A 26,516-nucleotide genomic window follows, 5' to 3' on the forward strand; every position below is an offset into this window, starting at 1 on the left:
TCGTTGCTAGCTCTCTCGCCGCACAGTCGAACATTGCTAACCCGTGGCGCAGGAATTAAGCCCTCTCCCCCGCCCCTCTCGCCATGGAGTTAGGTGACATCGACCGCGTCGCCGTACTGGGCGCGGGGAACATGGGGCACGGCATCGCGGAAGTCGTCGCGCTCGCGGGCTACGACGTCCGGATGCGTGACATCGAGGAAGACATCGTCGAGGAGGGCTACGACCAGATGGCCTGGAGCCTGGAGAAACTCGCCGAGAAGGGCCTCGTCGACGAGGACCCGGAGACGGTGCTCGCGCGGGTGGAGACGACCGTCGACCTCCGCGAGGCCGTCGCGGACGCCGACCTCGTCATCGAGGTCGCCCCCGAGCAGATGAGCATCAAGAAGGAGGTGTTCGCCGAGGTGGACGACTACGCCCCGGAGGACGCGATACTCGCCTCGAACACCTCCTCGCTCTCCATCACGGAGATAGCGAGCGCGACCGACCGCCCCGGACAGGTCGTCGGGACGCACTTCTTCAACCCGCCGGTGAAGATGGACCTCGTCGAGGTCATCTACGGCGCGGAGACGACCGACGAGACGGCGGAACTCGCCTACGCGTTCGTCGAGGCCATCGACAAGACGCCCATCTACGTCCGCAAGGACGTCAACGGCTTCGTCGTCAACTCCGTGCTCGGCCCGTTCGGCGACGAGGCGGCGTGGATGGTCAGCGAGGGCGAGGCCACAGTCGAACAGGCCGACGCGGCGATGGTCCACCGGAAGGGCTACCCGATGGGACCGTTCGAACTCTCTGACCTGACGGGCATCGACATCGGCTACCACGTCCGCAAGGAGGCGGGCAAGCCCATCCCGCCCATCGTCCAGGAGAAGGTGGACGCGGGCGACCTCGGCCAGAAGACCGGACGGGGGTACTACGAGTACGAGGACGGCGAGGGGACGACGTACGAACCCGGCGACGGCGAGGGGTTCGACACGCTCCGCGTCGAGGCGCGGATGATAAACGAGGCGGCGAAACTCGTCGGGAACGACGTCGCCACGGCCGAGGCCATCGACACGGGGATGCGCCTCGGCGGGGGCTATCCCGAGGGACCGTGCCGACGCGCCGACAAATACGGCCTCGACACCGTCCTCGAGAAACTGCGCTCGCTCCACGACGCGACCGGCGAGGAACGCTACGAACCCGCCGACTACCTCGTGGACCTCGTCGAGTCGGGGAAGACGGGGGAGGACGCCGGCGCGGGGTTCTACGACTACGGTGGGGGGGACGAGCGCGACTACCAGTTCCTGAACGCCGACCTCGACGACCGGGGCGTCCTCGCGGTCGAACTCGACCGCCCCGAGCGCCTGAACGCGCTCTCGCGCGACCTGATGGACGAGATCGTCCACGTCCTCGACACCGCCGATCTCGACGAGGTGCGCTGCGTCACGTTCGAGGGGGCGGGCGACCGGGCGTTCTGCGCGGGCGCCGACATCGGCGGCTTCGGGGGGTTGGCGCCGACCGACGCGATGGACGTCACGGAGGTGTTCGCGACGGTCGCCGCCTTCCCGCGACCCACCCTCGCGAAGATAGACGGCTTCTGTCTGGGCGGCGGGCACGAACTCGCGCTGGCGTGTGACCTCCGCATCGCCACCGAGGGCTCGGAGTTCGGCTTCCCCGAGATAACGCTCGGCCTCATCCCCGGCGGCGGCGGCACCCAGCGCGCGATGCGGATGCTGAGCGAGTGTCGCGCGAAGGAACTCGTCTTCCGGGGGAACCGCATCGGCGCCGACCGCGCCGAGGAGTGGGGGCTCATCAACCGGGCCGTCCCGGCCGAGGAGTTCGACGCGTGCGTCGACGAGTTCGTCACCGACATCGTCGAGGGACCGCCAATCGCCCTCGAGGTCGCGAAGTCCGTCATGGACGAGGGGGCGGACGCGACCCTCGACGCCGGCCTCAAACTCGAGAGCCAGGGCTTCGGCCTGCTCACCAGCACGGAGGACATGAAGGAGGGGACCACCGCGTTCGCGGAGAAACGCGACCCCGAGTTCGAGGGGCGCTGAGATGAGCGCCGAGGGCGAGTGCGAGGACGCGCCGGCGGCCGCGACGGTCGAGCGCCGCCTCCGCGATGAGGTCGGCGACCACGGCCTCTTCCAGTGGTTGGACGTCGACTTCGAGGTGCTGGAACCGGGCCGGGTCGCCATGACCGTCCCCTTCGACGAGAAGTTCGCCAACCTCACCAGCGGGACGATGCACGGCGGGGTGACGGCGACGCTCGTCGACACGGTCAGCGGGTTCGCCCTCCGCTCGACGTTCGACGACCCGGAGCGGACGTTCCTCACGACGACGGACCTCGACGTGCGCTACGTCCGGCCCGTCCGCGACGACGTGCGCGCCGTCGGCGAGGTGGTCCGCGCCGGGGGGTCGATGGGCGTCACCGACGTGACGGTGACGAGCGAGACGCCCGAAGGCGAGCGAAAGACCGTCGCCACCGGGGCGACGAGTTACCGACTCTTCCGGGGTGAGGAGTCGTGAGCGAGCGCGAGAGCGTCTTCGAGCGCACGGCGGTCGGCGGGCGCGTCACCACGCAGGGACGCACCGTCACCGGCGCGGACGTGACCAACTTCGCCGGCGTCAGCGGCGACTTCAACCACCTGCACACGGACGCCGAGTCGATGGCCGACTCGGGGTTCGGCGAGCGCATCGCCCACGGCGCGCTCGTCTTCTCGATGATGACGGGGTTGCTCTGGCAGTCCCGGAGCAAGGAGGAGCGCGACGCCGTCGTCGCCTTCTACGGCGTCGACCGCCTGCGCTTCCGGGCACCGACGTTCATCGGCGACACGATACACGTCGAACTCGAGGTCACGGAGAAGGAACCGCGCGACCACCCCGTCGGCAACGGCGTCGTCACCTACGACGCGGAGGTGGTGAAGGGCGACGGGACCGTCGTGCTCTCCTGCGAACTGCGGTCGCTGCTGGCCTAGAACGGCAGGAACAGGAGCGCCGCCTCGACGGCGGCGGTCTCCATCTGCGTCCCGCCCTCGGGCGCGTACGTCAGCGCCACGTAGGCCAGCGCGAACAGCGTGGCGTTGTACGCGCCGTGGATGACCGCCGGGACGACGACGTTGTCGGTCGCCTCGTAGGCGACGGCGAACACGAGCGCCGGGAGCGCGAGCCCCGCGATGTAGACGGCGCGTCCCTCCGGCGTGCCGGTCAGCGAGGGGTAGTGGACGACGATGAAGATGAGCGTCGCCAGACCGATACCGACGATAGGACCGAACGACTCGCGGAGGCGACCCTGGACGATGCCCCGGAAGAGGAGTTCCTCGCCCGGCCCCACGAGGAGGAACGAGGCGGGAATGAGCAACAGCAGGAGTTCGGGTTGCGGGAGGACGATGTCGATGACGCTGTTCTGGGCGGACTCGACGCCGAGGAGGAGGCGAGCGATGCCCACGCCGAAGTTGGCGACCATCGCCAGCACGTAGCCGCTGACGATCCAGACGAGGTCGCGCGTGGTCGGGACGCGGACGCCGACGAACGACCGGCCGCGGCCGGTCCACCAGAGGTACGCGCCCGCGACGAGCAACACCCCGATACCCTGGACGAACACGAGCGAGAGGACGAGGCTGAGGCCACGGGTGATGGGGACGCCGACCGCCGGGAGGACGAGGGCGACGAGGTTCACGAGGGCGACGCCCGCTCCCAGACCGACGGCCGCGAGGAGGACGGCGGCGACCACAGCGACGACGCGGGCGCGTGGAGAGCGGTCACTACGCGAGGAGACGACCATGAGCGTCGTACGGGTCGCCCGGGCAAAAGCCTACTCGCTCGGGACGGACGTCACTCCTGATAGAGGCTGCCGAGGATGTCCGGGTCGGTCCGGAACTTCAGGACGTTGTGGACCACGGAGTTGCGGAGGTTCTGGACGGCCGTGCCGTGTTCCTTGTAGAACTCGTGTATCCACTTCGACTCCGCCGCGCGGTTGGGGAACATCATCACCGACTTCCACTGGTACTCCCCGTCGGAGAGGAACATGAGCAGCGTGTTCGGCGACTCCTGGATGTACCGCAGGGCGTCGCGCCACGTCTCGGCGAAGTGCTCCGGGTTGAGTTTGAACTCGAACATCCCGAAGATGAAGTACTCCTCGTTGGGGACGATGGCCTCCCGGAAGACGCCCTGTTCGCGCATCCCCCGGATGGACTCGCTGACGGTGACGTGCGACACCTCGATGCCGTGTTTCTCGTCGAGGATGCGCGCCAGTTCCCGCGAGGAGAGCTGTGAGTCCGCCGACAGCTCCTTCAGGATGAGGACGTCGCGTTCCTTGAAGTCCCAGTCGGGGGCCTCTTCGGGGTCGGTGTTCGTGCCAGGGGTGCTCATAGCCCCGTCTCACGCTCCCGGAACGTCGTCCTTTCGGTCCCGAGGGGGGACGAGAGGGTCACAGCAGCACCTCCCGGAGTTCCTCGCGGTAGGCGTCGGGGCGGTCCTCGACGACCCAGTGGTACGCCCGCTCCAGTTCGACCACCTCGCCGTCGAGGTCGTCGGCGAGTCGCTCGCCGTAGGCCAGCGGTTGCATCCGGTCGTCGACGCCCCACAGGCAGTAGACGTCGGCGTCGATGGCGCCGTAGTCGATTTCCGTGGTGTGGTTGGTGTTGGTGGCGACGGCGGCACGCGCGAGCGCGCGCTGGCCGCCCGCCGCGAGCCACGGCGCCTTCATGCCGTCGAGCCACTCGGGGTCGGCGTCGTCACCGTAGAGGCCGTCGTCGAAGGCGAAGTCGAGTCGCGCCTCGAACTCGTCGGCGTCCATCGCCTCCGTCTTCGGCAACCCCATCGTCGAGATGAACTCGACGGGCCAGGAGTCGTAACAGACCGCGTTCGAGAGCACGAGCGTCTCGACGCGGTCGGGGTGGTGGGCGGCGAAGCGGAGCGCGACGCCCCCGCCGATGTCGTGGGCGACCAGCGAGACGCGCTCGACGTCTAACCGGTCGAGCAGGTCCGCGAGCGCCAGTTCCTGCGCGCGGATGGAGCGGTCGAAGCCCTCGTGCCGGTCGCTGTTGCCGTAGCCGACGAGGTCCGGGGCGATGGTGCGGCGGTCGTCGTCGAAGGCGGGCGCGACGCGTCGCCAGAGGAACGACCACGTCGGGATGCCGTGGAGGAAGACGACGGGCGTCGACTCCCCCGTACCCGACGGCGTCCCGCTGTCCCGGTAGGCCATCGACACGTCGTGGCCGTCGACGGAGACGGTCGTCTCCTCCTGGGCGGCGGTCCACGCCTCGTGGTCGGGGTCGGTCATGTCAGAGGATGCGGTCGGCGATGATGTTCTTCTGAATCTCGCTGGTCCCCTCGTATATCTTCGTGATGCGGGCGTCGCGGTAGTAGCGCTCGGCGGGGTAGTCGGAGACGTAGCCCGACCCGCCGAACACCTGCAGCGCGTCGTCGCACACCTCGACGGCGTTCTCGCTGGCGAAGAGCTTCGCCATGCTCGCGTACTTCATGCCGAGGTCGCGGTCGCCCTCCGCCGCGTAGCCGGCCGCGCGGTAGGTGAGCGAGCGGGCGGCCTCCACCTTCGTCGCCATCTCGGCGAGTTTGTGCTGGATGGCCTGGAACTCGGCGATCTTCTGGCCGAACTGGTCGCGCTCGTTGGCGTAGTCGATGGCGGCGTCGAGCGCGCCCTGGGCGGCACCGACCGCCTGGGAGGCGACGCTCGCGCGCCCGCCGGCGAAGAAGTTCATCAGCTGGTAGAACCCCTCGTTCTCCTCGCCGATGAGGTTCTCCTCGGGGACGCGCACGTCGTCGAGGACGATCTCCGCGAGGTCGCTCGCGCGAATGCCGAGTTTGTTGTCGATCTTCGTCGGCTCGAAACCGTCGACGTCGGTCGGGACGAGGATGGCGCTGATGCCCTTGTGGCCCGCGCCGGGGTCGGTCTTGGCCATCACGACGCCCACGTCGGCGACGGTACCGTTGGTTATCCACATCTTGTTGCCGTCGATGACCCACTCGTCGCCGTCCTTCTCGGCGGTCGTCTCGATGCCCGCGACGTTCGACCCGTGGGCGGGTTCGGAGATGCACGAACAGGAGACGGTGTCGCCGGCGGCCACGCCGGGGAGCCACTCCTCTTTCATCCACTCGTCGCCGAACCTCGATATCATCGACGTGCCGAACCCGGCGCTCCCGACGGCGCTCCCGATACCGGGGTCCGCGCGCCACAGTTCCTCGGTGACGATGATGGACGAGAGGAGGTCCATGCCGGCGCCCCCGTACTCCTCGGGGATGTTCGGGGCGACGAGGTCGAACTCAGCGGCCTTCCGGCGCAGGTCCTCGGGGTACTTCTTCTCCTCGTCGTGCTCGCGCGCGACGGGCTGTATCTCGTTCTCGCCGAACTCGCGGACGGCGTCGCGGATCGCCTCCTGCTCGGCCGTGGTCTGGAATCCCATGCCGTCAGGTTAGCTTCCGACGTAAAATAGCCTCGGGTCTGTCCCGTACAGTGGTAATCGAGGTGACTACTCCCCCGAGAAGTCCGGCTCGCGTTTCTCCATGAACGCCGTCGCCCCCTCGCGGTGGTCGTCGGTCTCGAAGACGGCCGCCTGGTGGGCCGCCTCGCGGGTCATCGCCTGGTCGAGCGACTGTTCCAGCCCCTGGACGAGCGCGCGCTTCGACGTCTCCAGCGCGACGGTCGGCCCCTGTGCGAGTTCCTCGACGAATGCGTCGACCTCCCCCTCGAAGTCGTCGCCGTAGACGTGGTTGAACAGTCCCAACTCGTGGGCGTCGTCGGCGTCGAGCAACTCGCCCGTGAACACCAGTTCCTTCGCCTTGTTCATCCCGACGATGCGCGGGAGGAAGTAGGAGGTACCGGTGTCGACGGCCAGACCGACCTGCTTGAACCCGAAGCTGATGCTCGCCTCCCGGCTCGCGAGCTGGACGTCACAGGCCAGCGCGAGGTTCGCGCCCGCGCCGAAGGCGACGCCGTCTATCTTCGCCACCGTCGGCAGGTGGAACTTCGCCACGCGCTCGATGGCCCGACTCGTCTCCTGGTGGATGCGCCGGACGGACTCCGCGAGCGACGCCTCGCCCGAGAGCCGCGCGGACATGGCGTTGACGTCGCCGCCCGCCGAGAAGCTCCCGCCCGACCCCGTGACGACGAGCGCGCGGGCGTCCGAGTCCTCCACCTCGTCGAGGCGGTCGAGCAGCGTCGTCGACACCTCGTGGGTGATGGCGTTGCGCATCTCCGGACGGTTGAGGGTGATGGTGGCTATCTCCTCCTCGACGTCGAGCAGCACCGCGTCCTCGCTCATGGCACCACCACCGGAGGCCACGCTAAAAGGTGTTGTCGGACGTGACGGTTTACGGAACAGTCCGGTGCGGGGGTTCCGGACACCAGCGTTCAGGTGTAGTGGTCGTGAGGTTTACACTCGTCCGTCGAGCGACGGTGAGCGTCGAACGGGGGGGCCGCCACGGTTCCCGCTCGTCTTCCCGAGGTTCTCGTTCGCTTCGCTCACTCGTCACCTCGCAACTCGAACTTCTGGACCTTCCCCGTCGTCGTCCGGGGGAGTTCCTCGACGAACTCCACCTCGCGGGGGTGTTTGTACTCCGCGAGCCGTTCCAGGCAGTACTCGCGCAGGTCGTCCTCGGTCACCTCGGCGTCGGGCGCGGGAACCACGAACGCCTTCACGGTCTCGCCGCGGCGCTCGTCGGGGACGCCGACGACGGCGGCGTCGGCGACGGCGGGGTGCTCGAAGAGGAGTTCCTCGACCTCCCGGGGGTAGACGTTGTAGCCCGCCGTGTTGATCATGTGCTTGGCGCGGTCGACGACGTAGAAGAAGCCGTCCTCGTCGTGGTAGCCGATGTCGCCGGTGTGGAACCAGCGGGTGCCGTCCTCGTCGGTGAAGGCCTCCTCGTTGGCCTCGGGCAGGCCGTAGTACCCCTTCATGACGTTCGGCCCGGCGACGACGAGCTCGCCCGTCACGTCGTTCAGGTCCGCTCCCTCCTCGTCCACCGGACCGCGCTCGACGGGCGGGACGTCCTCGAACGCCCCGTCGACGATGCGCGCGCGGACGCCGTCGATGGGCTTGCCGATGCTACCCGGACGGCGCGCCTCGGGGCTGTTGGCGTGCGTGACGGGGCTCGTCTCCGTGAGGCCGTACCCCTCGTAGAGGTCGACGTCGTAGAGGTCCTCGAAGCGACGCATCACCTCGACGGGGAGGCTGCTCCCGCCGGAGTTGGCGAAGCGGAGCGAGGAGAGGTCGAACGCCTCCGCGTTGGGCTGGTTGATGAGGTCGTTGTACATCACCGGGACGCCGTGCATGATGGTGATGTCCTCCTCGGCGATGAGCGCGGCCGCCCCCTGGGCGTCCCACGACGGCAGAGGGTAGTACGCTCCGCCCTCGAACAGCGTGCCCAGCATGGTGACGGTCATCCCGTAGATGTGGAACAGCGGGAGGACGCCGAGCATCCGGTCGCCGTCCTGGAACCCGCCGGGCATCAGGTCGCCCGTGGCGCGGGCGTTCGACCCCAGGTTCTCGTGGGTGAGCAGGACGCCCTTCGGCTGGCCGGTCGTCCCGGACGTGTACGGCTGGACGGCCACGTCGTCGCCCTCGCGCTCGACGACCGGGCGTTCCTCGTCGGCGAGGAACGCCTCGAACGACGTGGCGCCCTCCGCCTCGCCGCCGACGCTCACGACGTGTTCGACGCCCGTCTCCGCCTGGACCGCGCGGACGACCGGCACGAGGTCGGCGAGCGTCACGACGACCCGGGCACCGCTGTCCGAGAGCAGGTGGGAGATCTCGCGCTCCTTGTACTGGGGGTTCATCGGGACGACGATGCCGCCCGCCCGGAGCGTCCCGGTGAAGGCGGTGACGTACTGCGGGAGGTTCGGGAGGTAGATGCCGACGCGGTCGCCCGCGCCGACCCCCCGGTCGTCGAGCGCGGCCGCGAACCGCCCGGTACGCGACCAGAACTCCTCGTAGGTCTGCGTCTGGCCGTCGTAGGAGAGCGCGGGGGCGTCGGGCGACTCCGCCGCGGTCGAGCCGATGTCTGAGACGAGGTTCACGATGAATCACCGTGATGGTCCGGCCGGAGGTAGTTATATGTTATCACTTGGTTACAGCTAACGTTCGAACTTATCGGGAGAGCGAGTGACCCACCCGCCGAGGGACGACTACCCGCCGAGGTACGACTGGCGGATGTAGTCGTCGCCCCGGAGTTCCTCGGGCGCCCCCTCGCGGACGACCTCGCCGTTCTCCAGCAGGTAGATGCGGTCGGCGTGGTTCAGCGCGAAGGTCACGTTCTGCTCGCAGAGCAGTATCGTGACGCCCTCCTCGCGGATGCGGTCGATGCCGTCGCTGATGTCCTGGAGGATGACCGGCGCGAGGCCGAGCGTCGGTTCGTCGAGGACGAGCAGGTTCGGGTCGCCCATCAGCGCCCGCCCGATGGCGAGCATCTGCTGTTCGCCCCCGCTCATCGTGTTCGCCTCCTGGTCGGTGCGCTCCTCGAGCGCGGGGAAGAGGTCGTAGACGAACGCGAGACGGTCGTCCGCGCTCCCGTCCTGGCGGTAGGCCCCGAGTCGGAGGTTGTCCTCGACGGACATGAACCCGAACAGGTCGCGCTTCTCCGTGCAGTGGATGAGGCCGTCCTGGACGAGCGCACGGGGCGTCCGGTCGCGGACCTCCCGCCCCTCGTAGGTGACCGACCCCTCGTAGGGGAGGAAGCCCGACACCGTGTTCGCCATCGTCGACTTCCCCGCCCCGTTCGGGCCGATGAGCGCGACGAACTCGCCCTCACCGACGCGCAGGTCGACGTCGCGGAGCGCGTTGACCTTCCCGTAGGAGACCGAACAGTCCGACACCGACAGCAGGTCGGCACTCGACCCGGTCGTCTCGGTGTCGCTCTCCGTGGTGGTCTCACCGGCGGCCCCCTCGTCGGGTGCGTCGTCCGCGGTGGCGAGCAGTCCCGGCAGGTGTGTCGGGAACATCACATCTCACCCCCGAGGTAGGCGCGCTGGACCTCCGGGTTGTTCGTTATCTCCTCCGGCGTCCCCTCGGCGAGTTTCGAGCCGAAGCGGATGACGACCGCCCGGTCGATGAGCGAGAGCAGGCCGCGCATGTTGTGGTCGACGACCACCAGCGTCAGCCCCTCCTCGCGCAGTTCGCGCAGGAGGGTGGAGATGCTCTCGACCTCGCCGCCCGCGAGGCCGGCGAACGGTTCGTCGACCAGCAGGAGGTCCGGGTCGGTCGCGAGCGCGCGGGCGAGTTCGAGGCGCAACAGCCCCGCGTGAGGCAGTTCGTCCGGCGTCTGGTGGAGTCGGTCGCCGAGGCCAACCCGCTCGCAGAGGTCGGCGGCGCGCTCGCGGGTCCCCCCGCGCAGCCCCGACAGCGAGAACAGGCGGTCAGGCACCAGGGCGAGCGCGACGTTGTCGACCACGGTCCGGTCGTGGAGCGGACGGAACGACTGGAACGTCCGCGCCAGTCCGCGCTTGACCATCTCGTAGGCGGGCTCGCCCGTCACCTCCTCGCCCTCGTACCAGACGGTACCGTCCGTCGGCGGGAACGTCCCCGTGATGCAGTTGAACGTCGTCGACTTCCCCGCCCCGTTCGGGCCGATGAACCCCAGTATCTCCTGGCGCTCGACGGCGAACGAGAAGTCGTCGACGGCGGTCAGGCCACCGAAGCGCTTGGTCAACCCCTGCGTGACGAGGATACCGTCGTCGGGGCCGTAGGTGCGTTCGGTGTCGACGGACGCGTCGACCTCCTCCGTGGCTGTGTTCGTGTCAGTGCTCATCGTCGTCACCTTCGAGTGCGTCGCGGTAGTTCCGGTACACCGCCCGCTCGGGCGCGCGCCCGGCGTCGGCGTTCTCTCCATCGTTCGAGTCCTCGACCCGGCCGCCGTCCGTGGCGACGGGGTCCTCGCGGTCGCTCCGGACCCGGCGGAGCACGCGGCGGCCGCCGCGGATACCCGCCCGGACGATGCCGCCCGGGAGGACCAGCAGCAGGACCAGCGTGATGACCGCGAACAGCAGGAAGTCCATCTGGCTGAAGGGAATCGGCGGCGTGAGCACCACGCCCGTCTCCGTCCCCGGAATCGGTATCGTGAGCGCGTCGCCGAGGTTGCTCAGTCCGTCCTGCAGGAGGATGAGGAACACCCCGCCGATGGCCGCGCCGACGATGGTGCCCATCCCGCCGAGGATGGCCGCGATGATGACCTCGACGTTGACGATGACGCTCATCAGCTCCGAGGGGCGCGCGCCGCCGACCGGCGAGTGGACGAACATCGCGCCGGCGAGGCCGCCGACGGCGGCGCTCAGCACGAACGCGAACGTCTTGAACTTCGCCGGGTTCAGCCCGGCGGCGGCGACGGCGTCCTCGTCCTCGCGGATGGCGGTGAACACGCGCCCGGCGTCCGAGCGCGTCACCGCGAACAGCAGCGCGAAGATGAGCGTGAACAGCACCAGCGCGATGTAGTACACCTCCAGCGCGGCGTCGCTACCCAGGCCGAGGAAGTAGTCCTCGCCGAGCAGCCCGCGCTCGCCGCCGAAGGTCCCGCTCTGCCAGATGAAGACGTTGAGCAGGATGAGCGGCGCGACGAGCGTCACGAGCGAGAGGTACGGGCCGCGCAGGCGCAGCGCCGGCACCCCGATGACGAGGCCCGTCACCGCGGCGAGGACGACGCCGACCGGAACCGCGAGCGCCGGCGCGATGCCGAACTCGATGTTCAACAGCGCCGAGGTGTACCCCCCGACGGCGAAGAACACGCCGTGACCGAAGGAGATCTGGCCGGTGTAGCCGGAGACGACGTCCCAGCTCATGGCGAACATCCCGAAGTAGAGCGCGCCGGTGAGCTTCAGCAGGAGGAGGTTGTCGACGGCGAACACGAAGACGCCGGGGATGCCGATGCCGAGTTCGAACTCCGAGAGCAGCGGCAGGACGGCCATGAAGACGAGGCCGAGCAGGCCGAGGACGTACCGCAGCGACAGCCCCGAGGACTCGAGTCGCTCGAACAGGCCGCCGGAGACGGTGTCGCTACTCACGCGACTCACCTCCGACGGACGTCGCGTTCGGCGTCATGCTTCCACCAGTTCGCGGCCGAACAGGCCCTCCGGTTTCGCGAGCAACACGGCGACGAGCACGATGAGAGGCGTCAGTCCCGTGAGGCTCGGGCTGATGTACTCGATGGTCATGATTTCGAGGAAGCCGATGAGGTACGCCCCGAGGACGCTCCCCTTGATGGAGCCGATACCCCCGAGGACGACGATGGTGAACGAGAGCACGAGTGGCCCCTGTCCCATCGCGTAGCTGGCCGTCTGGAACGAGCCGAGGAACACGCCCGCCAGACCGGCGATGGCGCCGGCGAGCACCCACGTCATGAGGTTGATGCGGTCGGCCTCGATGCCGACGAGCGCCGCGCCCTTGTGGCTCATGCTGGTCGCGAGCAGCGCCTTGCCCGCTTTCGTGTAGTTGACGAACGCGAACAGGCCGGCGATGACGACCCACGAGAGGACGAACACCGCGAGCATGTTCAACTGGACGTTCGTCCCGAGGATGTCCGCGTTACCGCGCAACAGCGCCGGGATGGACTTCTCCTCCGTGCCGACGAGCACGACGACCACCTGCTCGATGGCGACGGCGGTGACGAGCGTCGTTATCATCACGAGGATCGGCTCGTCCTGGATGCGCTTGACCAGTCCGAGGTAGAGGACGGCGCCGAACAGTCCGGAGGCCGCGACCGCGGCGAGGATACCGACGCCGACGCCGTAGCCGAAGACCCGCGTGACGTAGTACGTCGTGTAGGCGCCGACGGTGATGCTGGCGCCGTGAGCGAGGTTGAGGACGCCCCCAACCCCGAAGATGAGGGTGAACCCGATGGCCACCAGCGCGTACAGCGCGCTGATGATGGCCGTCTCGACGAGGACGGATGCGACGGACATCTACTGAATCCACTCGGGTTTCACGTAGTCGCCCGTGGTGAACTTGTCCGGGTAGATGACCGTCTGGTCGCCGTCCTGCCACTGCTGGAAGACCGGGTCGACCTTGTCCTCCGCGTAGACGACGTCGTGGGCGAACTCGTCGTCCGGGGGGTAGTAGGAGATGGTCCCGGCGGTCCCGGTGTAGGAGCTCTCCTCCAGACCCGTGACGACCTCGTCGGCGTCGAGGGTCCCCAGTTCCTTGACGACCTCCGCGTACTGCATGACGGCGTCGTAGGTGATGTAGCCGGTGTAGACGGGGTAGCTGTCGAACTCCTCGTTGTAGGCGTCGGAGAACGGCACCGTCTTCTCGGTCACCTCGCTCTCGGGCGTCGCGGAGTTCTGCGTGACGGCGTAGTTGCACGCCCCGTCGACGGCCTCGTAGTAGGAGGGCAACTGCATCGGGACGTGGATGCCGCCGAACTCGAAGTTCCGCTGCTGGCGCGCCCACTGGACGATGGCCGGCGTCCCCGTGTGGGCCATGGCGATGAACGCCGCGTCCGCGCCGGAGTCCTCCACGTCGTCGTAGATGGGCGAGAAGTTCTCCGTCCCGGAGGCGTAGCGCTGCTCCATCGCCACCTCGACGCCGGTGTCCCCGAGGTTCTCGTCGAGGGCGTCCTGAACGGGACCGGTCCACTCGTAGTCCTCGACGAGCACCGCCACCGACTCCCAGCCGAGGTCCTCGCGCTTCGCGTCGAGGAAGTCGACCATGTTCACGCCGAGTTCGTAGGCGTTGATGGGACCCGTCCGGAAGTGGTACTTGTAGGTGTCGTACTCCTCGTGGACCAGCCGGGAAGCCTCCGGCGTCGCGGCGCCGGAGGTCATGTGTATCGTCTGCTCGCTGGCGATGTCGTCCATGATGGCGAGCAGCACCTCGCTGGTGAACACCCCGGTCGTCATATGGACCTCCTCGCCCTGGGTGAGTTCGCGGTACTTCGTGCGCCCGGTGCCGGGGTCCTCCTTCGTATCCTCGACGACCACCTCGAAGGAGGTGCCCTCGATGAACCCGTCGTCGGTCAGTTGCTGGGCCGCGAGGCGCGCCCCGTTGGCGATGGAGCCGCCGATGGGGTCGTTGCCCGGTTCCGGCGCCAGCACGCCGATCTTGATCGTCCCCGGGAAGTCACCGCCGCCGCCACCGCCGGAACTGTTGTCACCGGAGTCGTTGTCGCCGCCCCCGCCCTCGTCCCCCGTGTCCGTCGTACTCACACACCCCGCGAGGCCGACCGCCACCGCGCCGGCCCCCGCCGTCCGCAGGAACGTCCGTCGGCGGACGTCGCTACCAACGTTTTTCGAGCCCCCGTTCGAGCTACCATCGTTCGACGTTTTTGAACCTGATTTACCATCCGTAACCATACGTTGTCATGCGTTATTATACCACGACCTTAAATCTAGAGGGTTTGTTACATGGTCGTTGATAACGATTTCCTCCTAGCGAGCGGTCCACCCGCCGTCGACGGCGAGCGTCGCGCCGGTGACGTAGCTCGCGGCGTCGCTCGCGAGGAAGACGGCCGGCCCCGCTATCTCCTCGGGGTCCGCGAAGCGGTCGAGTGGCGTTCGGTCGAGGATAGAAGCGCTGAGGTCGTCGTTCTCCCGGAGGTCGCCGGTGAGGTCGGTCGCCACGTAGCCGGGCGCGAGACAGTTGACGCGAACGTCCGGTGCCCAGTCGAGCGCGAGGCTCTTGGTCAGGCCGACCAGCCCGTGTTTCGAGGCGACGTACGGGTGCTGTCTGGGGAGCCCCACGAGGCCCCCCACGCTCGCGACGTTGACGACGGAGCCGCCGCGCTCGCGGAGGTGCGCCGCTCCCTCGCGGGCGCAGAGGAACGCCCCGCGCAGGTTCACGTCCGTCACGAAGTCGAACCCCTCCGCGTCGACACGCTCGGGCGTCCCCAGCGCGGCGTCGGGGTTGATGCCGGCGTTGTTCACGACCACGTCGGCGCCGCCGTACTCCTCCTCCACGCGGTCGAACAGCGCCGCGACGCTGTCGGGGTCGGCGACGTCGGTCGAGACGGCGAGCGCCTCCCCCCCGTCGGCCTGGATACCCTCGACGACGGTCGCGAGGTCGTCCGCGCTCCGGGCCGTCGGGACGACCGTCGCCCCCGCCGCCGCCATCCCTTCGGCTATCGCCCGTCCGATGCCGCGGCTCCCGCCGGTGACGACCGCGACGCGTCCCGCGAGGTCGAACTGCTCGTGCATGCGCCTGTCTGCCACGCACGCCGAAATAAAGGGTCCGACTCGGGGACGCACGCGGACCGCCGCCACCCGGAGGTATACGGCCGGGGCGCTCCTCTCCCAGCCAATGTTGCTCCACTGGCACCGGTGCGACCTCCGGGCGGCCGACAACGTCGCGCTCGCGGAGGCGGCCGACGACGACGTCCTCCCCGTCTTCGTGTTCGACGAGGCGGTGCTGGCGCACGCCTCGCCGCCGCGCGTGGCGTTCATGCTCGACGCGCTCGCGAACCTCAGAGGGTGGTACCGCGAGCGCGGCGGCGACCTGGCGGTCGGCCACGGGGACCCGGCCGACGTGCTGGTCGACGTCGCGGCCGAACACGGCGCCGACGGCGTCCGCTGGAACCACGACTACTCGGGGCTCGCACAGCGCCGGGACGACGCCGTCCGGACGGCGCTGGAGGGCGCGGACCTCGACCACCGGGCGTTCCACGGCGACCTCCACCACGAACCGGGGAGCATCACGACCAACGACGGCGACCCCTACTCCGTCTACACCTACTTCTGGAAGAAGTGGCGCGACCGCGAGAAGGAAGGCCCCTACGACCCGCCGGCAGACGAGGCACTCGTCGACCACGCGGGCGACGACCTGCCGACGCTCGCTGACCTCGGCTTCGACGACCCGGACTGCGAGGTCGAACCGGCCGGCGCGGACGCGGCCCGCGAGCGCCTCGCAGCGTTCTGCGACGGCCCCATCTACGAGTACGCGGAGCGACGCGACTACCCCGCCGAGGGCTGTACGTCCCGCCTGTCCGCCCACCTCAGGTGGGGGACTATCGGGGTGAGGGAGGTGTACGCGGCGACCGAGGAGGCGCTGTCGGGGGCGGCCGACGACGAGGCCCGGGAGTCCGTCGAGGAGTTCCAGAGCCAACTCGCCTGGCGGGAGTTCTACACGCACGTCCTGTTCTTCAACCCGGGCGTCGTGACGGAGAACTACAGGGAGTACGAGAACGACATCGAGTGGCGCGACGACGACGACGCCCTCCGGGCGTGGAAGGACGGCGAGACCGGCTATCCCATCGTCGACGCCGGGATGCGCCAGTTGCGCGAGGAGGGGTACCTCCACAACCGCGTGCGGATGATCGTCGCCTCGTTCCTCACGAAGGACCTGCTGCTGGACTGGCGCGAGGGGTACGACTGGTTCCGCGAGCGACTGGTCGACCACCACACCGGCAACGACAACGGCGGCTGGCAGTGGGCCGCCTCGACGGGGACCGACGCTCAACCCTACTTCCGAATCTTCAACCCGATGACGCAGGGCGAGCGCTACGACCCCGACGCCGAGTACATCCGTCGATACATCCCGGAGCTCTCGGACGTCGACCCAGGGGACGTCCACGCGTGGCACGAACTCGAGACCGACGAGCGCGAGACACTCGCGCCGGCGTACCCCGCGCCCGTCGTCGACCACGGCGAGCGTCGGGAGGCGGCGCTCGCGATGTTCGAGCGGGCCCGCGGCGAGAGCGACGACTGACGCTCACGAAAGTGGTCGTTCACCGAATCGATCGACGTCTTCGACATATAGGCATTCCAACGTAAATCGAGTTCAGGGGATGGACCGCCTCCTCCTCAATCTTTTTCAGCTATCCGTCCGACTGTCGAGTGGAGGTATCAGATTATGTCCGAACAGTCAAACCCCGAACTGCCGCCGCTTCCGTACGACTACGACGCACTGGAGCCGAGCCTCTCCGAGCAGGTCCTGACGTGGCACCACGACACGCACCACCAGGGCTACGTAAACGGCCTCGACAGCGCGGAGCAGACGCTGTCGGAGAACCGCGAGAGCGGTGACTTCGGCTCCTCCGGGGGCGCGATGCGCTCGGTGACCCACAACGGCTGTGGACACTATCTCCACACCACGTTCTGGGAGAACATGTCCCCCGACGGCGGCGGCGAGCCGTCCGGCGACCTCGCCGACCGCATCGAGGAGGACTTCGGCTCCTACGAGGGCTGGAAGGGCGAGTTCGAAGCCGCCGCGTCCGCCGCGGGTGGCTGGGCGCTCCTCGTCTACGACCCCGTCGCCAAGCAGCTCCGCAACGTCGTCGTCGACAAGCACGACCAGGGCGCGCTCTGGGGCAGTCACCCCATCCTCGCGCTCGACGTCTGGGAGCACTCGTACTACTACGACTACGGTCCGTCGCGCGGCGACTTCGTCGACGCGTTCTTCGACGTCGTCGACTGGGACGACGTCGCCGACAAGTACGACACGGTCGTCTCCACGTACGAGTAATCCGGAAGCGACACACCTTCCTTCGTTTTTCGCGACCGCTCCACGGGCGTGAGCGACCGGTACCGGCGGCTGGGCGAGCGCAGAGCGGCCGCACCGCTCTCGACCGTCACGCACGGCGACGGGGATGGGACGATTTACGACGGCGGCGACGCTACCGACGCACATGCCCCGACCGCGCGAGGAGTTCGACCGGCTCAGACCGCTCCAGTTCCGCGACCCCGCCGAGGTACTCGAGGAGGACCAGCTGTACACCGTCTACGAGATAGCGCGCCTCCTGCAGGGCGTCGAGGTGGACCGGGAACTCGACGTCGAGACGGAGAACGTCCTGCTCGACTGGGCCATCCCGTGGATGATGGTCAACGCCGACGCGTTCGTCTTCGGCGACCCCGAGGCCGACGACGAACCCGGGTACTACGGGCTGGCGACCGAGTGAGGGCGGACAGGCGACGCGACCGACGACACGCCGCCGGGTGCGTCGCGCTCCCGCTTCGCCGGCGGCGACCGGACGTCAGGACACGGCGGGTCTGGTCGCGTCCTCTCCCATAAAGACTCGCCGCCCGCTCAGAACCGCGCCGCCTGTCCGGCGAGTTCGATGTCCTGCCGGGGGGTCGTCGTGACGCTCGGCCCGTGGCCGGTGTGCATCTCGGCGAGGTCGTCGTCGACCGTCTCGTGGAGGGTGTCGATGCTCTCGACGAGCGTCGCCCGGTCGCCCTCGGCGAGGTCGGTCCGGCCGAAGCTCCCGTTGGCGAAGACGAGGTCGCCGGCGAACAGTATCCCCGGGGCGCGGGCGTAGAGACAGAGGTGGTCGTCCTTGTGACCGGGGGTGTGGAGCGCGAGGTAGTCGTGGTCGCCCATCCGGACGGTGTCGCCGTCCGCGATGGGGTGGTCGACGCCCGGCTGGTCGACGTCGAACCCCCAGGCGTCGACGCCGAACGCCTCCTTCACCGCGTCGAGGTTGCCGACGTGGTCGGGGTGCGTGTGGGTGAGGACCACGGCGTCGAGGGCGTCGACGTGCTCGCGGACGGCACTCACCACGTCGAAGTCGTTGCCGGGGTCGACGAGGACGGTTCGCTCGCCCTCGACGAGGAAGGCGTTGCTCGTGAACACGCGCTGACCCTGCGCGAGGTTACGAATCATGCGCCCGGCTACGACCGGCCCTCGCTTGTGCGTGTCGTTCTCCCGGGTCAGACGTGCGGGCGGGGGACGAGTTCGTCCGCCTCGCGCGCGGCGAGCCACTCGCAGAGCTCGACCAGTTGCTCCGTGGCGGCCTCGAAGAGCCGCTCGCCCTTCTCGGGGGTGGCGTCGGTCTGGTCGCCGAACGCCCCGTTGGCGGCGTTCTCGACGGAGTCGTAGAAGGTGCGCGCGCCGTTGACCGTCGCGCCCGCGAAGTCGAAGTCCATCCAGCCACCGTCGCGGGCGTCGGCCAGTCGGTCGTCGTGGACGAGTTCGGGACGGAGGTGCATCACCATCGCCGTCTCCTTCGGCCCGGCGTGGGGGCCGTTGTGCTCGAAGCTGTCGTTCACGAGATCCGGGATGGACTCGTCCCACATCCACTCGATGGCGTAGGCGTCGCCCGACTCGTGGAGGCGGCGACCGACCTCCCGGAGGTGCTGGACGTTCCCGCCGTGGGCGTTGACGTAGACGATGCGGTCGATACCGTGGTAGGTGAGGTTGCGTGAGAAGGACTCGACGTAGTCGCGGAAGGCGGGCGCGTCGACCCACATCGTCCCGGGGAACTGGCGGTGGTGGGGGCTGACGCCGACGTTGATGGTGGGCGTACAGAGGTAGCCCGTCCGGTCCGCCGCCTCGCGGGCGAGGCCCTGTGCGATGACGTGGTCGGTCGACTCCGGCAGGTGCGGCCCGTGCTGTTCGGTCGACCCGAGCGGCACCAGTGCCAGCGATTCGTTCTCGAAGTACTCCTCGAGGTCCGTCCACGCCTCGTCGGCCAGGTACATCCTACGCGGGGGGAGACGCCCCGAGGACCAATACGTTGCCCTTCCGGCGCGTCAGTCGTCGGCCGGGAGGTCGTCGGGCGACCCGTCGGGGACGACGGGGAGGACGGCGACGCCGAAGACCAGGTGGACGACACCGACCAGTGTCCACCACAGCCCCATCGTCGAGTCCCCGGACCGATACTGGACGGTCCCGAGGAGGAGGAACGCGAGTCCGACGAGGACGAAGACGACGGTTCCGACCTTCGGACTGCCGAACCGGGCGACGAGCGACGCCTCGCGGCTCATCGGCCACCCGAACCCGTCTCGCGACCCGTCCGCGACGAGACGCCTTCCGACCCCATAGACGCGCACTCGATGGTCCTGTAGAACCCCTTCTCGGTTCGAATCACACCACACGACTGACACTCCCAGACGAGCTTTCGGAACCGCCCCTCGACCGCCCGGAGTGGGTGTCCCCACGACCGACCGAGCTGACCGAGGCGTTCCGGAACGCCGGACATGGTACGTCTGCCTCGCGCTACCTCGTTCAACCCACCGGCTACACAGAACACCCCGAGGGCTAGTATGAATAAATTCCTGTCGGACGTGTTACTTTTCGGTCGGTCGTCAAGGCGCGCCGGCGAGCACGAGGCGAGCGCGTTCGTCGCCCCGGTTGACCAGCTGTCTGCGCTGGTCCGGCGAGAGGCGAATCGCTTCGTTCCGTTCGAGCGTCACGGTGTCGTCGCCACAGTCGACGTCGACCCGGCCGTCGACGACGACGTACACCTCCTCGTGGTCGTCGCCGGCGTGGTCGTGTTCCTTCCCTTTCGCCCCGGGTTCGAGTTCCAGCACGGTAACGCCCACTGCCTCGGCGTCGAGGGCGTCCCGGAGGAACCACATGCCACCGTACTCCTCGTCGATGACCGACTCGACGTCCTCGGGACTCGCGGTCTGGTAGGTCATACACGGGCACGGAGGGGCGCGAGGCGTATCAGTTGTGGGGGAGAGGGGAAGCGAGGGACGGAACGGAAGGCATTATCACGCTGACCGGTATTCCACAGACAGACACCACGTCCCCATGAAACAGTACCTCGACCTCGTCGAACGGGTCCTCTCGTCGGGGAGCCACAAGCCGAACCGGACCGGCGTCGACACCGTCTCGTCGTTCAGCCAGCACTACCGCGTCGACCTCGCGGAGGGGTTCCCCCTGCTGACGACCAAACGCCTCGACGGCTTCCGCTGGGACTCGCTCGTCCACGAACTGCTCTGGTACCTCTCGGGCGAGGAGCACGTCAGGACGCTGCGCGAGCACACCGGTATCTGGGACGCCTGGGCCGACGACTCGGGGCGCCTCGACACCGCCTACGGCCGGTTCTGGCGGCGCTACCCGATACCCGAGCGTTCGAGTCGACTCGACGGCGAGTCCTGGCCCGACGACGCCCACCGGTGGGTCAACGACGACGAACGGACCTTCGACCAGCTCGGGTACGTCCTCGACACACTCCGCGAGGACCCGACCTCCCGACGGCTGGTCGTGAACGCCTGGCACCCCGCGAACGCCGCGGTCAGCACGCTCCCGCCCTGTCACTACACGTTCGTCTTCAACGTCCAGGGCGACCGGCTGAACCTCCACCTCACCCAGCGCTCCGGCGACGTGGCCCTCGGGGTCCCCTTCAACGTCGCGGCGTACGCCCTGCTGGCGGAGGCCGTCGCCCAGCGTACCGGGTTCGAGGCGGGCGAGTTCGCCCACACCGTCGTCGACGCGCACGTCTACTGTGGCGCCGGCGAGCGCGGCGCGTGGTACGCCGACAACCTCGACGCCCTGCAGTCCCGACTGGCGGCCGTCGAGGGGCGCGAGGGGTACCGCGACGTGCGCGCGTGGCTCGAATCGACCGCGCCGCCGGAGGCCGACGGCGAGGAACGCTACGACCACGTCCCCGGCCTGCTCGAACAGCTCTCGCGCGAACCGCGCGAGCGCCCCGAAATCGCCATCAGCGACAAGCCGCTCGACGAACTCGCGTTCGACGACATCGAACTGCGTAACTACGACTCGGCGGAGGGTATCCGCTTCGCCGTCGCGGAATGACGGGCGACGGTTCGGTCCGCGACGTCGACCCGCGCAGAGAGGGGGGCGAGGCCCCCGAGGTGGCGCTCGTCGCGGCCGTCGCCGCCAACGGCGTCATCGGCGCGGACGGCGAGATGCCGTGGCACTACCCCGAGGACCTGAAGCACTTCAAGCGGCTCACGACGGGCCACCCCGTCGTGATGGGGCGACGGACCTACGAGAGCATCGTCGCCGACCTCGGCGGCCCGCTGCCCGACCGGACGAACGTCGTGTTGAGCACGCGCGACCTCGACCTGCCGGAAGGGGCAGTCAGTGCGGACTCGGTCGAGGCGGCGCTCGCGACGGCCCGCGAGGCCGTGGACGGGGACGAAGACGTCGTGTTCGTCGTGGGGGGAGCGACCGTCTACGAACAGCTCCTCCCGCTGGCGGACCGACAGTACCTCACCGAACTCCCCGAGGCGTACGACGGCGACACGTACTACCCGGCGTGGGACCGCGAGGCGTGGGTGGAGGTCGACCGCGAGGAGCGCGACGGTCTCGCGTTCGTGGCGTACGAGCGCCGCGAACGCGCGTGATAGCCGCGCCCGCGGGGTCGTCGACCACCCCGAGCACGTTGGTAGCAGTTCCCGCGGGTATTATGCCGCCGGTCGGTTAGTCTACCGACATGAGCGACCCCATCGACTACGGCGCGCTCGACGCCGGGCGCGACTGTAACTACTGGACCTTCGACCCGACGCTCGCGGCGGCGGCCGAGCGCGCTTACCCGCCGGAGGAGTTCGACTGGGCCGCCCCTCGACTGGAGGCGTTCGGCGAGGTGGTCGGGACGCGGGTCGTCGAGAACTCCGAACGCGTCGAGGCGAACCCGCCGACGCTGCACACCTACGACCGGTGGGGCGAGGTGGCCAACCGCGTCGAGTACCACCCGGCGCTCGCCGACACCGAGCGAATCACCTACTGCGACTACGGCCTCTCGCACGACGTGTTCCACGCGCCGCCCGGCCGCGAGGAGCCGATGGGTCTCACCCACGCGCTGACCCTGCAGGCGGTGCTCTCGTTCGCCGACCCCGGGTTCGTCTGTCCGGCGTCGATGACCGTCGGCGCCGCGCTGGTGCTCGACCGGTTCGGGGACGACGACAGGTTGGAGGAGTACCTGGAGCGACTGACCACGCGCGACCCCGAGACGTACATCGAGGGGGCGATGTTCCTCACCGAGAAGCAGGGCGGCAGCGACGTGGGGGCCAACGAGACCGTCGCCCGGGAGACCGACGAGGAGGGGGTGTACCGCCTCACCGGCGAGAAGTGGTTCTGTTCGAACGTCGACGCCGAGGGGACGCTCGCGCTCGCGCGCCGCGAGGGCGCCCCCGAGGGGACCGCCGGCCTCTCGCTGTTCCTCGTCCCGCACACGACGGCCGACGGGGAACTGAACGACCAGCTCTACCGGCGGCTGAAGGACAAACTGGGGACGCTCTCGGTGCCGACGGGCGAGGTGGAGTTCCGGGGCGCGGAGGGGTACCTCGTCGGCGAACCCGAGTCGGGCTTCCGGCAGATGACGGCGATGCTCAACTACGAGCGCCTCTCGAACGCGGCGGCGAGCGTGGGAGTGATGGGGCGCTGTCTGCTGGAGTCGAAGGTCCGGGCGGCCAACCGGGAGGCGTTCGGCAAGCCCATCGACCAGCACCCCCTCATGCGCCGCGACCTCGTGGAGATGAGCGTCGACTACGAGGCGGCGACGGCGTTCACCTTCGCCGCCGCGTCCCTGCTCGACCGCCACCACCGCGAGGACGACGAGGACGCCTACCGGCTGATGCGCCTGCTCGTCCCCATCGCGAAGTCCCGGACGGCCCGCGAGGCCGTCGACACGGCCTCCTACGCCTGCGAGGTCCTCGGGGGCAACGGCTACGTCTCGGGGTTCGCCACCGAGCGGATGCTCCGGGACGCGCAGGTGCTGCCCATCTGGGAGGGTACCTCGAACGTCCTCGCGCTCGACGTCCTCCGGGTGCTGGAGCGCGAGGCGGCCCACGAGGTGTTCGTCCCCGCGGTCCGGGAACGGCTCGACGGCGTCGACCACGACTCGCTCGCGGCCGCCGGAGACACCGTCGCGAGCGAACTCGCGGACCTCCAGCGGGCGATGGCGACGCTCGCGACTGAGGACCCCGAGTACGCCCAGCTCAAGGCGAAGGACCTCGTGGACTACCTCTACGACGTCTTCGCCGCCGCCGAGTTGCTCGCCGTCGCGCAGGCCGACATCGAGGCGGGCGACGGCCGCGCCGCGCTGGTCGCCCGCTCGTTCGTGCGGTCGCGCTTCGGTCGGCGGTCGGCGCGCGGACGCGGTATCGACGACGGCGACCGCCTCGCGCTCGACGCGTTCGACGCCGTCGTCGGCCACGCGCGCGTCGAACCGGCCGCGCTCGCCGACCCGACACCGGCCGACGACTGACCGGTCGAACGGCGGCGCGACGGGGGGCCATGCGGAGACACAGCACGCCGTGTCACTAGCGGCCGAGTGACATACTGTAGTCGGGGCCGTTTTGTACTCCGGCGGGTATGGCTACGATAGATGTCGCGCGCGCTGGGGGTGTGGCTGCTCGCCGTCTTCCTCGTCGTCTCTGCGGTTCCGGGCGGAGGAGCGGCGGCCCAGTCGGAACCGACCCCCGAGTTCGACCGCACGACGTTCGACATCGAGGTGATGGAGAACGGCTCCGCGCGCTGGACCTTCGAGTACTCACAGCCGCTCGAGACGTCGGCCGACCGTTCGGAGTTCGAGACGTTCGCGGCGGAGTTCAACGAGAGCGAACAGGAACTCTACACGGACTTCCAGGAACGAGCACGGACCCTGACGACCACCGGGAGCGAACAGACCGGACGCCAGATGTTCCCGGTCGACTTCGAGCGGCAGGCGTACGTCACCCCGCTCGGTAACAAGGGGGTCGTCGAGATGTCGTTCCGCTGGGAGGGGTTCGCGCTCGTCTCCGACGACCGCGTCGTCGTCGGAGACGTCTTCGACGGGGGGCTCTACCTCGCACCGAACCAGCGACTGCAGATGTCGTGGGACGACGACCGACTGACGTACGTCTCGGCGAGTCCCGACGCGGACCAGCAGACGTCGGAGACCGTCATCTGGGAGGCAGAGGACGGCGGGACGCAGTTCTACGACGAGCAGCCGGGGCTGACGCTCGAATCCCCCAACGCCACCAACGAGTCGGACACCGACGACGAGGACACCCCCGACTCGGCCGTCGAGGGAGTCCTCTCGCCGATGTCCATCGGCGCCCTGCTGGCCGCGCTCGCGCTCTGCGCGCTCGCGCTCGTCCGGTTCGACGTCGTCGACAGACTCGGCGACGATGGGGACGGCGGGAGTGAGGGCACCGGCGACGGCGCGGGCGGCGACAGTCCGGGTGACGGTTCGAGCGGTGGCGACGGTCCCGGCCCTCCGACGACGGACGCGGGTGTCGAGACGAGTCGGGACGTGGGTGACGACACCGACGCCGAGGAGGGTCCCGACCCGGTGGTCGAACCGGGAGGGCCGAGCGAGGCGGCGGACATCCCCGACGAGTTGCTGTTGACCGACGAGGACCGGGTCCTGCGCCTCCTCGAGGAGAACGGCGGGCGGATGCGGCAGGTCGACATCGTCGAGGGGACCGACTGGTCGAAGTCGAAGGTGAGCATGCTCCTCTCGGACATGGAGGACGACGGCCTGGTGAACAAACTCCGCGTCGGCCGGGAGAACATCGTCAGTCGGGACGTCGAGAGCGGGTCGGAGCCGCCGTCGTCCGGTGATGACGAGTGACACGGAGACGGTGAAACGGAACCGTTAAGGGTGATTCGAGAATACGGAGAGATGTAGACGCACGGTGCGTCAGGCGTGCTCTGATAGTGTAGTCCGGCCAATCATATTGCCCTCTCGAGGCAATGACCGGGGTTCAAATCCCCGTCGGAGCACTTCTTCAACCGACGAACGGGAAGCGTGCGGGCCGCGTTTCCGTTACGCCGTTCCCGGGATACGCGCGAATCTTTTTGTCATCGTTCGACGAATTCGCGGCCGTGAACCTCAGCAAAGGGTTTCTCCTCGCTCTCATCGCCGCCCTCCTCGTGCTGTCGGCCGTACTGATTCGGCCGTTTCTCCAGTACGTCCTCGGTGCCGTCCTCCTCGCCTACATGCTCTACCCGCTACAGGTTCGCTTCGAAGCGTACTCGTCGCCGACGGTGGCTGCACTCTCGCTCGTCGTCCTGGTCGTTGCCGGTGTCGTCGTCCCGTTCGTCGTCGTCCTCGGAACCGTCGCGGACAGTGCGGAGCGACTCCTCCAGAACGTCGACGCCGACGCGATGCAGATCGGAGTGATCGAATCGCGAATCGAGGAGCTCACCGGTCGAGAGGTCGATATCGCCGGGGAGCTCGTTCGCTCGGGACGGGATATCGGGACGGTTCTGTTCGAACGGTCCATCGAAGCAGTCGGTACGATCACGTTCCACCTCATCGGAATCGTGCTGGCGCTCTTTATCATCTACTACCTCCTCAAAGACGGTGACGACCTGCTCGACTGGCTTCACCGAACGGTCCCCCTCCCGACGGACATCCAGCGCGACCTCTACGCCGAGATCGACGACGTGATGTGGGGCGTCCTCTTCGGACACGTCTTCGTCGGCATCGTCCAGGGGGTCGTCGCCGGCGTCGGACTCGCCGCCACCGGCGTTCCCAATGCGGTGTTCTGGACGGCCGTCATGGTCGTTCTCGCCATGGTCCCGCTCGTCGGTGCGGTCCCGGTCTGGGGTGGAGCGGTGGTCTACCTCTACTTCACGGGCGAACCGTTGCTCGCCGCCGGATTGTTCGTCTACAGCGTCGTCGTCGTCGGACTCACAGACGACTACCTCCGTCCATTCGCCGTCGACAGGTACGCCAAACTCAACCCCGCCGCCATCCTCCTCGGTATCCTCGGCGGTGCGTACGCGTTCGGGGTTATGGGACTGTTCTTCGGACCCGTCATTCTCGGCGCGCTCAAAGCCTCCCTCCGCGTCGGCGTGGACAGCTGGTCCCGGCTCGACGAGGGCGACGTCGGCTGATTGGCCGTTCGTGGTCGGTCGTACGGGCTCTCGGGCGCTCTCGGGGAGAGAATCGTCGGTCGGTTCCCGCCAGGAGCC

The 26,516-nt window shown here is 68.6% G+C and carries 27 protein-coding genes and 1 tRNA gene; 12 read left to right on the plus strand and 16 right to left on the minus strand.

Features of this window, described 5'->3' with window-relative positions:
- The first annotated feature begins 83 nt into the window (after positions 1-83).
- The 3 genes from P1Y20_RS06035 to P1Y20_RS06045 are packed head-to-tail and all read left to right on the plus strand — an operon-like array spanning position 84 to position 2,960.
- The gene (locus P1Y20_RS06035; protein WP_304447760.1) at positions 84-2,039 is read left to right on the plus strand and encodes a 3-hydroxyacyl-CoA dehydrogenase/enoyl-CoA hydratase family protein; all 1,956 of its coding nucleotides are present in this window, start codon (positions 84-86) and stop codon (positions 2,037-2,039) included.
- Position 2,040: 1 nt separating this feature from the next.
- Complete coding sequence (locus P1Y20_RS06040; protein ID WP_304447761.1) at positions 2,041-2,511, plus strand: PaaI family thioesterase; 471 nt, start codon at positions 2,041-2,043, stop codon at positions 2,509-2,511.
- Complete coding sequence (locus tag P1Y20_RS06045) at positions 2,508-2,960, plus strand: MaoC/PaaZ C-terminal domain-containing protein (RefSeq protein WP_304447762.1); 453 nt, start codon at positions 2,508-2,510, stop codon at positions 2,958-2,960. Before P1Y20_RS06040 ends, P1Y20_RS06045 begins: the two co-directional genes overlap by 4 nt.
- On the opposite strand, the gene P1Y20_RS06050 is transcribed toward P1Y20_RS06045, so the two are convergent.
- The 12 genes from P1Y20_RS06050 to P1Y20_RS06105 form a co-directional block, all read right to left on the minus strand.
- A complete protein-coding gene (locus P1Y20_RS06050; RefSeq protein WP_304447763.1) occupies positions 2,957-3,766 on the minus strand; it encodes a CPBP family intramembrane glutamic endopeptidase in 810 nt (269 codons plus the stop codon). The two genes, P1Y20_RS06045 and P1Y20_RS06050, sit on opposite strands and share 4 nt — an antisense overlap.
- Positions 3,767-3,816: 50 nt before the next feature.
- The gene (locus P1Y20_RS06055) at positions 3,817-4,353 is read right to left on the minus strand and encodes an Lrp/AsnC family transcriptional regulator (protein WP_304447764.1); all 537 of its coding nucleotides are present in this window, start codon (positions 4,351-4,353) and stop codon (positions 3,817-3,819) included.
- Positions 4,354-4,411: 58 nt separating this feature from the next.
- Complete coding sequence (locus P1Y20_RS06060) at positions 4,412-5,266, minus strand: alpha/beta fold hydrolase (protein WP_304447765.1); 855 nt, start codon at positions 5,264-5,266, stop codon at positions 4,412-4,414.
- 1 nt (position 5,267) lies between these two features.
- Positions 5,268-6,407 (minus strand): acyl-CoA dehydrogenase family protein, encoded by a 1,140-nt coding sequence (locus P1Y20_RS06065; RefSeq protein ID WP_304447766.1) that lies wholly within the window; start codon positions 6,405-6,407, stop codon positions 5,268-5,270.
- A 66-nt stretch (positions 6,408-6,473) separates the two neighbouring features.
- Positions 6,474-7,265 (minus strand): enoyl-CoA hydratase-related protein, encoded by a 792-nt coding sequence (locus P1Y20_RS06070; RefSeq protein ID WP_304447767.1) that lies wholly within the window; start codon positions 7,263-7,265, stop codon positions 6,474-6,476.
- A gap of 200 nt (positions 7,266-7,465) precedes the next feature.
- On the minus strand, positions 7,466-9,022 hold the full coding sequence (locus P1Y20_RS06075; RefSeq protein WP_304449465.1) for a long-chain-fatty-acid--CoA ligase: 1,557 nt from the start codon (positions 9,020-9,022) through the stop codon (positions 7,466-7,468).
- A gap of 105 nt (positions 9,023-9,127) precedes the next feature.
- Positions 9,128-9,940: an ABC transporter ATP-binding protein gene (locus P1Y20_RS06080; RefSeq protein ID WP_304447768.1), complete on the minus strand. Its 813-nt coding sequence runs from the start codon at positions 9,938-9,940 to the stop codon at positions 9,128-9,130.
- Entirely contained in the window at positions 9,940-10,746 is an 807-nt protein-coding gene (locus P1Y20_RS06085) for an ABC transporter ATP-binding protein (protein ID WP_304447769.1), read from the minus strand. Before P1Y20_RS06085 ends, P1Y20_RS06080 begins: the two co-directional genes overlap by 1 nt.
- Positions 10,736-11,992 (minus strand): branched-chain amino acid ABC transporter permease, encoded by a 1,257-nt coding sequence (locus P1Y20_RS06090; protein ID WP_304447770.1) that lies wholly within the window; start codon positions 11,990-11,992, stop codon positions 10,736-10,738. Before P1Y20_RS06090 ends, P1Y20_RS06085 begins: the two co-directional genes overlap by 11 nt.
- Before the next feature lie 33 nt (positions 11,993-12,025).
- Entirely contained in the window at positions 12,026-12,889 is an 864-nt protein-coding gene (locus P1Y20_RS06095) for a branched-chain amino acid ABC transporter permease (RefSeq protein WP_304447771.1), read from the minus strand.
- Positions 12,890-14,131, minus strand: coding sequence for an ABC transporter substrate-binding protein (locus P1Y20_RS06100; RefSeq protein ID WP_304447772.1), 1,242 nt, complete (start codon positions 14,129-14,131; stop codon positions 12,890-12,892).
- A gap of 222 nt (positions 14,132-14,353) precedes the next feature.
- The gene (locus P1Y20_RS06105; RefSeq protein ID WP_304447773.1) at positions 14,354-15,118 is read right to left on the minus strand and encodes an SDR family NAD(P)-dependent oxidoreductase; all 765 of its coding nucleotides are present in this window, start codon (positions 15,116-15,118) and stop codon (positions 14,354-14,356) included.
- A 103-nt stretch (positions 15,119-15,221) separates the two neighbouring features.
- Here P1Y20_RS06105 and P1Y20_RS06110 point away from each other — a divergent pair, with 103 nt between their 5' ends.
- From P1Y20_RS06110 to P1Y20_RS06120, 3 genes are all read left to right on the plus strand, one after another.
- A complete protein-coding gene (locus P1Y20_RS06110; protein ID WP_304447774.1) occupies positions 15,222-16,625 on the plus strand; it encodes a cryptochrome/photolyase family protein in 1,404 nt (467 codons plus the stop codon).
- 144 nt (positions 16,626-16,769) lie between these two features.
- Positions 16,770-17,381 carry a superoxide dismutase [Mn] gene (gene sod / locus P1Y20_RS06115; RefSeq protein WP_304447775.1) on the plus strand — a complete coding sequence of 204 codons (612 nt, stop codon included), beginning with the start codon at positions 16,770-16,772 and terminating at the stop codon, positions 17,379-17,381.
- A 163-nt stretch (positions 17,382-17,544) separates the two neighbouring features.
- Positions 17,545-17,814 carry a DUF5827 family protein gene (locus tag P1Y20_RS06120; RefSeq protein WP_304447776.1) on the plus strand — a complete coding sequence of 90 codons (270 nt, stop codon included), beginning with the start codon at positions 17,545-17,547 and terminating at the stop codon, positions 17,812-17,814.
- A gap of 128 nt (positions 17,815-17,942) precedes the next feature.
- Here the strand turns inward: P1Y20_RS06120 and P1Y20_RS06125 are convergent, their stop codons facing one another.
- The 4 genes from P1Y20_RS06125 to P1Y20_RS06140 all read right to left on the minus strand — a co-directional run bounded on the left by P1Y20_RS06125 (position 17,943) and on the right by P1Y20_RS06140 (position 20,278).
- Positions 17,943-18,518, minus strand: coding sequence for an MBL fold metallo-hydrolase (locus P1Y20_RS06125; protein ID WP_304447777.1), 576 nt, complete (start codon positions 18,516-18,518; stop codon positions 17,943-17,945).
- A gap of 47 nt (positions 18,519-18,565) precedes the next feature.
- Positions 18,566-19,336, minus strand: coding sequence for a creatininase family protein (locus P1Y20_RS06130; protein WP_304447778.1), 771 nt, complete (start codon positions 19,334-19,336; stop codon positions 18,566-18,568).
- Between the two features lie 51 nt (positions 19,337-19,387).
- Entirely contained in the window at positions 19,388-19,621 is a 234-nt protein-coding gene (locus P1Y20_RS06135) for a DUF8151 family protein (RefSeq protein ID WP_304447779.1), read from the minus strand.
- A gap of 321 nt (positions 19,622-19,942) precedes the next feature.
- Entirely contained in the window at positions 19,943-20,278 is a 336-nt protein-coding gene (locus P1Y20_RS06140; protein ID WP_304447780.1) for a cupin domain-containing protein, read from the minus strand.
- A 115-nt stretch (positions 20,279-20,393) separates the two neighbouring features.
- Here P1Y20_RS06140 and thyA point away from each other — a divergent pair, with 115 nt between their 5' ends.
- The 6 genes from thyA (at position 20,394) to P1Y20_RS06170 (ending at position 26,438) form a co-directional block, all read left to right on the plus strand.
- On the plus strand, positions 20,394-21,401 hold the full coding sequence (gene thyA / locus P1Y20_RS06145) for a thymidylate synthase (protein ID WP_304447781.1): 1,008 nt from the start codon (positions 20,394-20,396) through the stop codon (positions 21,399-21,401).
- Positions 21,398-21,955 carry a dihydrofolate reductase gene (locus P1Y20_RS06150; RefSeq protein ID WP_304447782.1) on the plus strand — a complete coding sequence of 186 codons (558 nt, stop codon included), beginning with the start codon at positions 21,398-21,400 and terminating at the stop codon, positions 21,953-21,955. Before thyA ends, P1Y20_RS06150 begins: the two co-directional genes overlap by 4 nt.
- A gap of 89 nt (positions 21,956-22,044) precedes the next feature.
- Positions 22,045-23,817, plus strand: coding sequence for an acyl-CoA dehydrogenase family protein (locus P1Y20_RS06155; RefSeq protein WP_304447783.1), 1,773 nt, complete (start codon positions 22,045-22,047; stop codon positions 23,815-23,817).
- 120 nt (positions 23,818-23,937) lie between these two features.
- A complete protein-coding gene (locus P1Y20_RS06160) occupies positions 23,938-25,167 on the plus strand; it encodes a helix-turn-helix transcriptional regulator (RefSeq protein WP_304447784.1) in 1,230 nt (409 codons plus the stop codon).
- 77 nt (positions 25,168-25,244) lie between these two features.
- A tRNA-Glu gene (locus P1Y20_RS06165) sits at positions 25,245-25,319 on the plus strand.
- A gap of 102 nt (positions 25,320-25,421) precedes the next feature.
- A complete protein-coding gene (locus P1Y20_RS06170; protein ID WP_304447785.1) occupies positions 25,422-26,438 on the plus strand; it encodes an AI-2E family transporter in 1,017 nt (338 codons plus the stop codon).
- Positions 26,439-26,516 lie beyond the last annotated feature (78 nt).

Source organism: Halomarina ordinaria (genome assembly GCF_030553305.1).
Classification (GTDB): Archaea; Halobacteriota; Halobacteria; order Halobacteriales; family Haloarculaceae; genus Halomarina; species Halomarina ordinaria.